Source organism: Cupriavidus sp. H18C2, from assembly GCF_049393795.1.
Classification (GTDB): domain Bacteria; phylum Pseudomonadota; class Gammaproteobacteria; order Burkholderiales; family Burkholderiaceae; genus Cupriavidus; species Cupriavidus pauculus_C.
Genome location: NZ_CP186010.1, coordinates 1541561 through 1554083 on the forward strand (window position 1 = coordinate 1541561; position 12523 = coordinate 1554083).

11 protein-coding genes are annotated in these 12523 nt (G+C 67.0%); 3 read left to right on the forward strand and 8 right to left on the reverse strand.

From position 1 onward, the window contains the following. The first annotated feature begins 286 nt into the window (after positions 1 to 286). Both EPAKOI_RS07085 and purL read left to right on the forward strand, forming a co-directional pair. Entirely contained in the window at positions 287 to 865 is a 579-nt protein-coding gene (locus EPAKOI_RS07085; protein ID WP_124684375.1) for a winged helix DNA-binding protein, read from the forward strand. Positions 866 to 1085: 220 nt separating this feature from the next. Next, positions 1086 to 5132 carry a phosphoribosylformylglycinamidine synthase gene (purL, locus tag EPAKOI_RS07090; RefSeq protein WP_423193365.1) on the forward strand — a complete coding sequence of 1349 codons (4047 nt, stop codon included), beginning with the start codon at positions 1086 to 1088 and terminating at the stop codon, positions 5130 to 5132. Positions 5133 to 5201: 69 nt separating this feature from the next. Here purL and EPAKOI_RS07095 read toward each other — a convergent pair whose 3' ends face one another. The 8 genes from EPAKOI_RS07095 to EPAKOI_RS07130 all read right to left on the reverse strand — a co-directional run bounded on the left by EPAKOI_RS07095 (position 5202) and on the right by EPAKOI_RS07130 (position 10351). Beyond that, positions 5202 to 5339 carry a hypothetical protein gene (locus EPAKOI_RS07095; protein WP_172966060.1) on the reverse strand — a complete coding sequence of 46 codons (138 nt, stop codon included), beginning with the start codon at positions 5337 to 5339 and terminating at the stop codon, positions 5202 to 5204. A gap of 38 nt (positions 5340 to 5377) precedes the next feature. Next, a complete protein-coding gene (locus EPAKOI_RS07100) occupies positions 5378 to 5821 on the reverse strand; it encodes a hypothetical protein (protein ID WP_124684373.1) in 444 nt (147 codons plus the stop codon). 211 nt (positions 5822 to 6032) lie between these two features. Next, entirely contained in the window at positions 6033 to 6326 is a 294-nt protein-coding gene (locus tag EPAKOI_RS07105; protein ID WP_124684372.1) for a hypothetical protein, read from the reverse strand. A 220-nt stretch (positions 6327 to 6546) separates the two neighbouring features. After that, positions 6547 to 7341: a peptidylprolyl isomerase gene (locus EPAKOI_RS07110; RefSeq protein WP_423193366.1), complete on the reverse strand. Its 795-nt coding sequence runs from the start codon at positions 7339 to 7341 to the stop codon at positions 6547 to 6549. Between the two features lie 35 nt (positions 7342 to 7376). Continuing rightward, a complete protein-coding gene (locus EPAKOI_RS07115) occupies positions 7377 to 7661 on the reverse strand; it encodes a BolA family protein (protein WP_423193367.1) in 285 nt (94 codons plus the stop codon). Positions 7662 to 7707: 46 nt separating this feature from the next. After that, positions 7708 to 8262 carry a septation protein A gene (locus tag EPAKOI_RS07120; RefSeq protein WP_313837778.1) on the reverse strand — a complete coding sequence of 185 codons (555 nt, stop codon included), beginning with the start codon at positions 8260 to 8262 and terminating at the stop codon, positions 7708 to 7710. A 93-nt stretch (positions 8263 to 8355) separates the two neighbouring features. After that, entirely contained in the window at positions 8356 to 8763 is a 408-nt protein-coding gene (gene msrB, locus EPAKOI_RS07125) for a peptide-methionine (R)-S-oxide reductase MsrB (protein ID WP_124684368.1), read from the reverse strand. A 37-nt stretch (positions 8764 to 8800) separates the two neighbouring features. Beyond that, positions 8801 to 10351, reverse strand: a complete 1551-nt coding sequence (locus EPAKOI_RS07130) for a protein adenylyltransferase SelO (protein WP_423193368.1) — start codon at positions 10349 to 10351, stop codon at positions 8801 to 8803. A 432-nt stretch (positions 10352 to 10783) separates the two neighbouring features. Here EPAKOI_RS07130 and EPAKOI_RS07135 point away from each other — a divergent pair, with 432 nt between their 5' ends. Further along, positions 10784 to 12409 carry a 3-(methylthio)propionyl-CoA ligase gene (locus EPAKOI_RS07135; protein ID WP_423193369.1) on the forward strand — a complete coding sequence of 542 codons (1626 nt, stop codon included), beginning with the start codon at positions 10784 to 10786 and terminating at the stop codon, positions 12407 to 12409. The last annotated feature ends 114 nt before the right edge of the window (positions 12410 to 12523 follow it).

The window sequence follows — 12523 nt, forward strand, 5'->3', positions numbered from 1 at the left end:
GTGTGGCGCACGGGCGCTGCCCGGCTGCGCGGGTTGGAACTACCTGGAACTGCCGCCGTCCCGGTGGCCATGGGCTGCGGGGCGGTACTGCGGTCACGGCAACGGGCTGGCGCCTTTTCGGTGCGGCGACGATCTGCCGCCGCAGCCGATGCAAGGGCCATGCCCAGTCACGAATTCATGTGTTCATGCTCATAATTCGCCGATAAACTGTCAAGCCAAAATTGCCCGGCGCCGCCCCGGGCTTTCACCTATCGCCACCGCCCCTATTGTTCCGGAGACCTGCCCCATGCCCCGCAAGCCCGCCCCCGACCGCCTTGCCGACGCGCCCGCCGCCGGGGAGACGCGCCCGCTGGCCCGCGCCGCCGGCGTCAACATCGTGTCGTCGTCGCACCTGGTCTCGGTGCGCAGCCCGGAGCTGTCGGAGTTCGAATTCGGCCTGAACACGGCCTACAACGCCTACAGCCGCTGGGTGGTGCGCTGCATGGGTGCCGCCGGCGTGCGCGACCTGACCTTCCTGGACGTGCTGGTGCTGCACCACGTCAACCACCGCGGCCGGGCCAAGCGGCTGGCGGACATCTGCTTCGTGCTGAACGTGGAGGACACCCACCTGGTGACGTATTCGCTCAAGAAGCTGGTGGGGCTGGGCCTGGTGGCCGGCGAGCGGGTGGGCAAGGAGGCGACCTACGCGACGACCGAGGCCGGCGCCGAGGCCTGCGCCCGGTATCGCGAGATCCGCGAGCAGTGCCTGACCAGCAATTTCACCGAGGGCAGCGACGAAAACGTCGAGATTGGCGAACTGGCGCGGCTGCTGCGGGTGCTGACCGGCCTATACGAGCAGGCGGCCCGCTCGGCCACGTCGCTCTGAGCGGCAGGCAGGGGCGGGAGGGGGCAGGGCGGGCGCCGGATGCGCCACCGGGCGGCGGTCGCGTCGGGATTTCCCGCCGCTGTCCGTCCCCGGCGCATTGCGCAATGCAAAAAGCGGGCGCCAACAAGGTACAATAGCGGTTTTCCGACAGTCGGCATTCCATTCAGCAGTGCCGGCAGCCGCTTCAGCCCCACCTCCTCGCCTCCTGACCGTACCGATCATGGCGCATTTCTCGTGCTTCCCCGGCGCTTTGGCGCTTTCCGCCTTCCGTCAGCAACGCCTGCTTGCCGCGCTCCAACAAGTCGACGCCGATATTGAATCGGTGCACGGCCAGTTCGTGCATTTTGTCGATTCGGACACGCCGCTGTCCGCCGAGGACCAGACGCGCATCGGCGCCATGCTGACCTACGGCGCGCCGTTCGCGGCCCAGCCCGAGGGCGACCGCTTCGTGGTCATCCCGCGCTTCGGCACGATCTCGCCGTGGGCCAGCAAGGCCACCGACATCGCGCACAACTGCGGCCTGACCCACGTGCACCGCATCGAGCGCGGCATCGAGATCACCGTGGTCTGCAAGAAAGGGCTGCTGCGAGGCCGCAAGTCGCTGGACGCCGGCACGCGTGCCGCCGTGGCCGCCCACCTGTTCGACCGGATGACCGAGACCGTGATCGCCTCGCGCGACGAGGCGGCCGGCCTGTTCCAGGAGCTGCAGGCCAAGCCGCTGCAGTTCATCGACATTTCCGCCGGCCGCAGCGCGCTGGTGGACGCCAACACGGCCATGGGCCTGGCGCTGTCCGAGGACGAGATCGACTACCTGCTGGAAAACTACGGCAAGCTCGGCCGCAACCCGACCGACGTCGAACTGATGATGTTCGCCCAGGCCAACAGCGAGCACTGCCGCCACAAGATCTTCAACGCCACGTGGACCATCGACGGCGCGGCGCAGGACAAGTCGCTGTTCGCGATGATCCGCAACACGCACCAGTTGAACCCGCAGGGCTCGATCGTCGCCTATTCGGACAATTCGGCCGTCATGGAAGGCGATGTGGCCGAGCGCTGGTTCCCGCGCGGCGCGGACCAGAAATATGGCCGCCACGAGGCGCTGACCCACACGCTGATGAAGGTGGAGACGCACAACCACCCCACGGCGATCTCGCCGTTCCCGGGGGCCTCCACGGGCGCCGGCGGTGAAATCCGCGACGAAGGCGCCACGGGCCGCGGGGCCAAGCCCAAGGCCGGCCTGACCGGCTTCACCGTGTCGAACCTGATGCTGCCGGACGCCGTCCAGCCCTGGGAAAACGCCCGCGACGCGGCCCAGCCGGTGGCGCACCGCAATCCCGACGACAAGCCCGGCGTGACCGGCAAGCCGGACCGCATCGCGTCGCCGCTGCAGATCATGATCGACGGCCCGCTGGGCGGCGCCGCGTTCAACAACGAATTCGGCCGCGCCAACCTGGGCGGCTACTTCCGCGTCTACGAGCAGAACGTCGGCGGCACCGTGCGCGGCTACCACAAGCCGATCATGATCGCCGGCGGCATCGGCAACATCGACGCCGGCCACACCCACAAGGACCCGCTGCCGGCCGGCACGCTGCTGATCCAGCTTGGCGGCCCGGGCATGCGCATCGGCATGGGCGGCGGCGCCGCCAGCTCGATGGCCACGGGTACCAACACGGCCGACCTGGACTTCGATTCCGTGCAGCGCGGCAACCCCGAGATGGAGCGCCGTGCCCAGGAAGTGATCAATGCCTGCTGGCAGCTGGGCGACGAGAACCCGATCCTGTCGATCCACGACGTTGGCGCGGGCGGTATCTCGAACGCGTTCCCGGAACTGGTGGACGGCGCCGGCCGTGGCGCGCGCTTCGACCTGCGCCAGGTGCACCTGGAGGAGTCGGGCCTGTCCCCGGCCGAGATCTGGTGCAACGAGTCGCAGGAACGCTACGTGATGGCCATTGCGCCGAACGACCTGCCGCGCTTCCAGGCCATGTGCGAGCGTGAGCGCGCCCCGTTTGCCGTGGTCGGCATCGCCACCGAAGAAAAGCAGTTGCTGCTCGTGGACGCCCACGTCGAAGCGGCGCTCAAGGAGCATTACCCGGTCAACATGCCGATGGACGTGCTGCTGGGCAAGCCGCCGCGCATGCACCGCGACGTGCAGCGCGTGGCACAGGCGCTGCCGCCGGTGGACGTGACCGGTATCTCGCTGGAGCAGGCCGTCACCGACGTGCTGCGCCATCCGACCGTCGCCAGCAAGTCGTTCCTGATCACGATTGGCGACCGGACCGTGGGCGGCATGAACGCCCGCGACCAGATGGTGGGCCCGTGGCAGGTGCCGGTGGCGGACGTGGCCGTGACCACGCTCGACTACAAGGGCCGTGCCGGCGAGGCCATGACGATGGGCGAGCGCACGCCGCTGGCCGTGATCGACGCGCCCGCGTCGGGCCGCATGGCCATTGGCGAGGCGCTGACCAACCTGGCCGCCGCGCCGGTCAAGGACCTGAACAAGGTCAAGCTGTCGGCCAACTGGATGGCCGCGTGCGGCGTGGCCGGCGAGGACGCCCGGCTGTACGACACCGTGCACGCCGTGGGCATGGAGCTGTGCCCGGCGCTGGGCATCAGCATCCCGGTGGGCAAGGATTCGCTGTCGATGCGGACCAAGTGGTCCGACGCGGACGGCGACAAGGAAGTGGTGGCGCCGGTGTCGCTGATCATCTCGGCGTTCGCGGCCGTGGATGACGTCAACCGCACGCTGACGCCGCAACTGCGCACCGACCTGGGCGATTCGGTACTGATCGCCATCGACCTGGGCCGCGCCAAGAACCGCCTGGGCGGCAGCATCCTGGCACAGGTGACGCAGCAGGTGGGCGACAGCGCGCCGGACGTGGACAACCCCGAGGACCTGAAGAACTTCTTCAACGTGATCCAGCGCCTGAACCGCGACGGCAAGCTGCTGGCCTATCACGACCGGTCGGACGGCGGCTTCATGGCGGCCGTGGCCGAAATGGCGTTTGCGGGCCACACCGGCGTGTCGCTGAACGTCGACATGCTGACGCTGGATCCCAACCAGGAGCAGGACTACGGCGACGCCAAGAACTGGGCCCAGCAGATTGCCGAGCGCCGCAACGACCAGACGCTGCGCGCGCTGTTCTCGGAAGAACTGGGCGCGGTGATCCAGGTGCGGGCCGAGGAGCGCGACGCGGTATTCGCCGTGCTGCGCGAGGCCGGCCTGTCGGCCTGCAGCCATGTGATCGGCAAGCCGAACACGAACGACCAGATCGAGATCTACCGCGATGCGAAGAAGGTCTTTGGCGCCGCTCGCGCCGACCTGCAGCGCATCTGGACCGAGGTGAGCTGGCGCATCGCGCGCCTGCGCGACAACCCGGCCTGCGCCGACAGCGAGTACGACCGCGTGCTGGACGCCGCCGACCCCGGCATCAGCCCCGTGCTGACGTTCGATCCGGCCGAGGACATCGCCGCCCCGTTCATCGCCACGGGCAGCCGGCCGCGCGTGGCCATCCTGCGCGAACAGGGCGTGAACTCGCAGATCGAGATGGCCTACAGCATGGACGTGGCCGGTTTCGAGACTGTCGACGTGCACATGAGCGACCTGATCGCCGGCCGCGCCAGCCTGGCCGATTTCAAGGGTTTCGTGGCCTGCGGCGGCTTCAGCTACGGCGACGTACTGGGTGCCGGCGAGGGCTGGGCCAAGACCATCCTGTTCAACGGCCAGATGGCCGAGCAGTTCGCGGCCTTCTTCAACCGCCAGGACACCTTCGCGCTCGGCGTGTGCAACGGCTGCCAGATGCTCAGCAACCTTGCCCCGATCATCCCGGGCGCCGGTGCATGGCCGAAGTTCACGCGCAACCAGTCGGAACAATACGAAGCCCGCTTCGTGACCGTGGAAGTGCAGCAGTCGCCGTCGGTGTTCTTCGCCGGCATGGAAGGCAGCCGCATCCCGATCGCGGTGGCGCACGGCGAAGGCTTTGCCGACTTCTCGCAGCAGGGCGACATCGGCAAGGTCAACGTGGCGCTGCGCTTCGTCGACAACCTTGGCGCGGTGACGCAGACCTATCCGCTGAACCCGAACGGCTCGCCGGAAGGCATCACGTCGGTGACCACTATCGACGGCCGCTTCACGGCGCTGATGCCGCATCCGGAGCGCGTGTTCCGCACCGCCACCATGAGCTGGGCCCCGGACGCCTGGAAGGCCGTCCCGGACGGCGGCAGCCCGTGGATGCGCATGTTCCGCAACGCGCGCAAGTGGGTCGGTTGACAGGACCTGCCGCCTTGGAAAAAACGTCCGCCTTCGCGCGGATGTTTTTTTTGGCGTCGGGGCCCGGCGTCATCGCCCGGTCTGACGCAGCCATTCACAGAACAGGATCGTCAGCGTGGTGTAGATGATGACGCCCCATGCCAGCCGGCGTGCAGCCTTGCCCTGGAATTCGTCGTCTTCCAGCAGGCGGGTCAGGAACTTGTTCATGTGATTTCTCCAGTCAGAAAGGTTTGAAAGTGGCGGTCTCAAGTGCCGCCGGTCACGAAGACCACCTGGGCGTACGCATACGCCCCGGCGCTGGCGATACTGAGGACCACGGACAGGTAGAGGACCCGATCGAGTTCCCCGCGCTTGCGCCGGCTTCGCGGATAGGCGTCGAGCGTACCCAGCATGACGAGCAGCGCGTCGGCCACGATCAGCGCCACGTGCAGGCCCATCAACGCCCATGCCATGAAGCTCTCGCCATCGGACTGGTCGATCCAGCATGCCAGCGCATAGCAGGCGCTGGCGCTGATCGGGATGGCTGCCCAGAGCAGTTGCCCGTCCTGAATCGCCCGCCGCACGATGCCCTGGCTGCGCGAACGCGAGAACACGGCCACCTTGGCAAAAGGCAGCAGTGCGAACGGCGCCAATAGTGGAATCGCCACGTTAAAGACGAGCCAGCCGACCAGTGTGGATACCTCTCCCATGTCGTCCCCGAGAGCCGATGGATAGCGCTGCGCGGGGCAGCGATGGCTGCTCGCCCGGTGACAGCGGTGTGATCCTAGGCCGCGGGCAATGGGGCGCCAAGAGGGGTTTTGTGAACTTGTGTGTCCGAAAACCGGGAGCTTGAGTCAGGTCATGAGACGCGTCTCAAAGTGCAACGGGACAGGCGACTTCGGACCGATTTCTCGCCGTGCGTTATGCCGGCGACCCCTGTCCACCCAGCCGCGCGCTCCAGGGCAGGTAGCGGGAATACAGCAGCCGCATGCGGTCGGCGCCGGGCGGGACGGCAATCTCGCCGCGAACTTCCATGAAGGCGATGGTGGCCTGGAGCAGCTTGGACTGCGCGTAGCGGTCTCGCGCGGGCAGATGGCGGTGCAGGTCGCGCCAGCGGCCGTTGGTGCATTCCACGTGTGGCATGCCCAGGGCGCAATAGACGATGCCGCTTGAGTACAGGTGCCACATGTACCAGTAGCCGTTGGTCACACCCATAAGCCTTGAATCTCCGCAACCGGTGACTGGCCGGGACGGGTGTCCGGCCGTGTTGTCGATCCGTCCGATATTACTGACCGGGGCGGGGCAAGGAAACCGGCAAACTGCACCAGTGTGTTACCGAGCGCGCCAAACCGCACACGGTTGGCCGGCGCGGCGGGCCCTAAAAAAGCAAAAACCGGCGCATGGGCGCCGGTTTTCGTTGAGCAAGGGGCCAGGGTTACTGGATCTTGGCCTTGTCCTTGAGCGACTTCATCATCGCCTGGAACTGCTCGCGCTGCCAGGCCTGGTCGCCCATCAGCATTTGCTGAAGCTGGGGCTTCACTTCCTCGAACGACGGGATCTTGGCGTCGCGCACGTCGACCAGTTCGATGATGTGCCAGCCGAACTGCGTCTTGACCGGCGTGTCGGTCATCTGACCCTTCTTCAGGCCGGTCATGGCGGCCGAGAACTCCGGCACGTAGCTGCCGCTGTTGGCCCAGTCCAGGTCGCCGCCGTTGGCTGCCGAGCCGGTGTCCTTCGACGACGACTTGGCCATGTCCTCGAACTTGGCGCCGCCCTTGATCTTGGCGATCAGGGCCTTGGCGTCGGCTTCCTTCTCTACCAGGATGTGGCGGGCATGGTATTCCTTGCCGTTGCCGAACTGGCCCTTGATCTTGTCGTACTGCTTGCGCAGTTCGTCGTCGTTGGCGCCGTGGGTGCGCACGTAGTCCTCGAAGACGGCGCCGGCCAGCACGTTCAGGCGGGCCTGTTCCAGCTGGTCCTGGATGTCGTCCCGTTGCAGGATGCCGCGCTTGGACGCTTCCTGTACCAGCAGTTCCCGATCGATCAGCATGGTGCGTGCACGGTCGCGCAGTTCGGGCGTGGCGGGCTGGCCGGTGCCGGCGATCAGCTTGTCCACCTTGGCCGACGGGATGGGCTTGCCATTCACAACGGCGGCGTTCTGGGCGAACACGGGCAGGCTGCCAGCAGCGAGCACAGCCGCCAGGCTGAACGAGAGGACGGTGGTCTTCATGGGGTCAGGTCTGAAAGTAGCGAGAGCGCGTCGCGTCATGCTTCGCGGGATTGATATTCTTGGTCGGTGTAGGCGCTGACGGCCAGCGCATGGATTTGCGAGGGGAACAGTTCGCGCAGCGCATCATACACCATACGATGGCGCGCCACGCGCGAGTGGCCGGCAAACCGGTCGCTCACGATCAGCACGTTGTAATGGCCCCCGCCAGAGGCCGCGCCGGCGTGGCCGGCATGGGCCGCGCTGTCGTCCTGCACGGTCAGGCGGGTGGGCTGGAGCGCCGCGTGCAGCAGCGTCTCGATGGTGGCGGGATCGGCGGCCATCGGTGGTCCTTCCAATGAATAGTGGCGGGCAGGGGCGGGCGCCGGCTTACTCGGAGCGGCCTTCCTGCGACGGGGTTTCCTGGATGTGGCGCGACAGCCAGACGCTCTGCGCCACGATGAAGACGGCCATCAGCCCCATGCTGCCGAACAGCTTGAAGTTGACCCAGGTGTCCGTGGAGAACTGGTACGCCACGTAGAGGTTCAGCACCCCCATCACGGCGAAGAACGCGGCCCAGGCGGCGTTGAGCTTGCCCCACATCGGCTCGGGCAGCGTCACCTGCTTGCCCATCATCGCGCGGATCAGGTTCTTGCGCCAGCCGATGACCGACGCCACCAGCGTGACCGCGAACAGCCAGTACAGCACGGTCGGCTTCCACTTGATGAACGTTTCGTTGTGCAGCACGATCGTCGCGCCGCCAAAGACGCCGATGATCAGCAGGCTGACCCATTGCATCGGCTCCACCTTGCCGTGGCGCAAACGCACCCAGGCAATCTGCAGCACCGTCGCCACGATGGCCACGGCGGTGGCCTCATAGATGCCGAACAGCTTGAAGGCGACAAAAAACAGGATGACCGGGAACAGGTCGAACAGGAATTTCATGCGGACCAAATCAGGTTGGCGGCCAGGCGCGGCGGCCTGGCCGGGGGCGATCCGCGGGGCGGATCGGACGACGCGCCCGGTGTGCGGGTGGCGTCACCCGCGGTCGGCCGGATCGCGATCGTCGAATTTTAGCGCAGCCGAGTTGATGCAATAGCGCAGGCCGGTCGGCGCGGGGCCGTCCTCGAAGACATGGCCCAGATGGCTGCCGCATTCCTTGCAGCGGACTTCCACGCGGGTCATGCCGTGGCTATGGTCCACGTGCTCGGCGATGACCTCGCCGTTGATCGGCCGGAAATAGCTCGGCCAGCCGCAGCCGGCATCGAACTTGGTGGCCGATTCGAACAGCGGCGTGCCGCAGCCCACGCAGTGGTAGATGCCCTGGTCCCAATGGTCCCAGTAGCGGCCGGTGAACGGGCGCTCGGTGGCCGCTTCGCGCGTCACGCGGTATTCGATGTCGGACAACTGGGCACGCCATTCGGCGTCGGTCTTGTTGGTGGTCATCTCGTTTCCTTTGGGGGCAGGCCGCGTAGCGCGCGGCTCAGGACGAACAACTGACTTCGAGCCCCGACGCCCAGTCGGGCGGCAGGGTGGCGTAGCGGGCCGCCTCGGGCTGCTCGTCGAACGGTTTCGACAGCACGGCCAGCAGACGGTCCGTTTCCGAAAAGTCCTTGTCGCGGGCGGCGCGGATCGCGGTTTCGGCCATATGGTTCCGGAGCACGTATTTCGGGTTGACCTGGCGCATTGCAACCCCGCGCGCCGCGTCGTCCGACTGTTCGGCCTGCAGGCGGGCGCGATATTTGGCGGCCCAGGCGTCCCAGGCGGCGCGATCCAGGAACAGGTCGCGCACCGGGGCGTCGCCGGAGGCGTCCTGGGACGCCACGCTGGCCAGATTGCGCCAGAACAGCGTGTAGTCGACGCGATTGGCGTGCATCACGCGGAACAGGTTGGTCATCAGCGTCTCGTCCTGGTCCTGCTCGGTGCGCAGGCCCAGCTTGGCACGGTAATGGCGGAAGAACGCGGCCGCATAGCGGTCGCGGAACGGGTCCAGCGCCTCGCGGGCGGCTTCCACGGCCGCTTCCTTGGCGGCTTCGGCGTCGGCCGCGGCGGTGTCGCGCCACAGCGGCAGCAGCGCCTGGGCCAGGCAATGCAGGTTCCAGAACGCGATCTGCGGCTGCTGGCTGTACGCGTAGCGGCCCTGCTGGTCGGAATGGTTGCAGATGTGGTTGGCGTCGAAGGCGTCCAGGAAGCCGAACGGACCGTAGTCGATCGTCAGGCCCAGGATCGACATATTGTCGGTATTCATCACGCCGTGGCAGAAGCCAACCGCCTGCCAGTGGGCGACCATGTCGGCGGTGCGCAGCGATACCTCGCGCAGCAGGGCCTGGTACGGGCTGGCGGCCTCCCGGCAGGCCGGATAGAAGGGGTCGATGACGAAATCGGCCAGTTGCTTCAGCGACGCGTGGTCCTCGCGCGCCGCGAAATGCTCGAAATGGCCAAAGCGGATGAAACTCGGCGCCAGCCGGGTGACCACGGCGGCGGTTTCCAGCGTCTCGCGCCGCACCGGCGCATCGGAGCCGACGATGGCCAGCGCGCGCGTGGTGGGCACGCCCAGCGCGTGCATGGCTTCGGAGCACAGGTATTCGCGGATCGACGACCGCAGCACCGCGCGGCCGTCGGCCATGCGCGAGTAGGGCGTCAGGCCGGCGCCCTTGAGCTGGATCTCCCACGGGCCGTCGGGCATCTTTGCCTCGGCCAGGCGGATCGCGCGGCCGTCGCCAAGCTGGCCGGCCCAGACGCCGAACTGGTGTCCCGAGTAGACCGTGGCCAGTGGATCGGCCCAGTCGGGCACGGCGTTGCCGATGAAGGTGTCCAGGAAGCGCGGGTCCTGTCTGGCGGCGGCCAGCCCCGGGGCATCCCAGCCCAGCAGGGCGGCGGCGGCCGGCGCGACGCTGACCAGGTAGGGCGAAGGCAGCGGCGTGGGCGCCAGCCGCGTGAAAAAGCGCTCGCCCAGCGCCGCCATGCCCGGGGCCGTGGCAAAGGGCACGGCGAACGGGATGCGCGGCGGGACGTCGGTGGAATCAGTAGGCATCGTATGCGCTGGCGTGGGGGCGGGTGGTGGCCGTTGAGCGGCCCGGTGCAATCGCTGGCCGGGGCGTGCGCCGGATGGCATTGCCGCGGGCCCCGTTCGGGTGCACATAGACGGCGTGCATGACGCTAGGGGAAAACGACATATTGAGACACATCAGGGCTCGCAGTATTGTACTTGCACCGGTTTTCCCCTGTCGGCCAAGGGTTGTCCGCTGCTCGTAGACCATTCAAAAAACGACGCATATGGTGGACATCAATCCCGTGCATGGCAGGGTACGCGTCTGGGTTGTGAGAGAGAGACCCCCTTCGCGTCAGTCCACCAACATCACCAACAAGTTTCTTCATTTTTGTCGATGCTTTTGCAGGGTGTGGGAAAGATCGGCCAAAAATAAGAACGGTTGTTCGTTTTCTTCCGAACCAAGGAGACCGTTTCATGGCATTGATGGGTCAAATGATGAGCGCGCCGCTGCTCATTTCCTCCATCATCAAGCACGCTGCGCGCTACTACGGCAGCACCGAAATCGTCTCGCGGCGAACAGAAGGAGATCTGCATCGCTACACCTACCGGGAATGCGAACTGCGCGCCCGCAAGGTGGCGCAGGCGCTGGAGGCGCTGGGCGTGCAGCAGGGCGACCGGGTGGGCACGCTGGCCTGGAACGGCTACCGCCACCTGGAGATCTACTACGGCGTCTCGGGCATGGGCGCGGTCTGCCACACGATCAATCCGCGCCTCTTTCCGGAGCAGATCGCCTACATCGTCAACCACGCCGAAGACCGCTATGTCTTCTTCGATGCCACGTTCCTGCCGCTGGTGGAGGGCGTGGCGCCGCACTGCCCGAACGTGAAGGGCTGGGTCATGATGTCCGACCGGGCCCACATGCCGGCCAGCCCGAAGGTGGAACTGCTGTGCTACGAGGACCTGATCGACGCCCAGGACGGCGCGTACACCTGGCCGGCGCTCGACGAGAACCAGGCGTCGAGCCTGTGCTACACGTCGGGCACCACGGGCAATCCCAAGGGCGCGCTGTACTCGCACCGGTCGACGGTGCTGCACTCGTATGCGTCGGCGCTGCCCGACGCGCTGGGCTGCTCGGCCAAGGACGTGATCCTGCCGGTGGTGCCGATGTTCCACGTCAACGCCTGGGGGCTGCCGTACTCGGTGCCGCTGGTGGGCGCCAAGCTGGTGTTTCCGGGCGCCAAGCTGGACGGCGCATCGCTCTATGAACTGTTCGAGCAGGAAGGCGTGACGTTCTCGGCCGGCGTGCCGACGGTCTGGCTGGGCCTGCTCCAGCACGTGCAGGCCAACAAGCTCAAGTTCTCCACGTTCCGCCGCACGGTGATCGGCGGATCGGCCGCGCCGCCGGCGATGATCCGCGCGCTGGAGGCGCTGGACGTGGAAGTGATCCACGCCTGGGGCATGACCGAGATGTCGCCGCTGGGCACGTCGTGCAAGCTGCTGGCGCGCCACAAGGATCTGCCCGAGGACGCCCGGCACAAGATCCTGGAAAAGCAGGGCCGCGTGATCTACGGCGTCGACATGAAGATCGTGGACGGCGAGGGCCAGGAACTGCCGTGGGACGGCAAGGCGTTCGGCGACCTGCTCGTGCGCGGCCCGTGGGTCATCGACCGCTACTACCGCAACGACAACGATCCGCTCGTGGATGGCTGGTTCCCGACCGGCGACGTGGCCACCATCGACGACGAGGGCTACATGCAGATCACGGACCGCAGCAAGGACGTGATCAAGTCCGGCGGCGAGTGGATTTCTTCGATCGACGTCGAGAACGTGGCCGCCGCGCACCCGGCCGTGCACATGGCCGCCTGCATCTCGGCCTATCACCCGAAGTGGGACGAGCGCCCGCTGCTGGTGGTGGTCCGGCGCCCCAACATGGACGTCACGCGCGAGGAACTGCTGGCCTTCTTCGAAGGCAAGGTCGCCAAGTGGTGGATTCCGGACGACGTGGCATTCGTCACCGAGATTCCACTGACGGCCACCGGCAAGATGCAGAAGCTGAAGCTGCGCGAGCAGTTCAAGGACTACAAGCTGCCCTCCGCCTGAGGCGGCGCGCCGCCGGGCCGGACGGTCCGGTCAGGCGGCAGGCATTTGCGGTGCCCCGCCGGGGCAAGCGCAGACGCGGCCGCCCGCGCGAGGAGGGCGCGGGCGGTCGCCAAT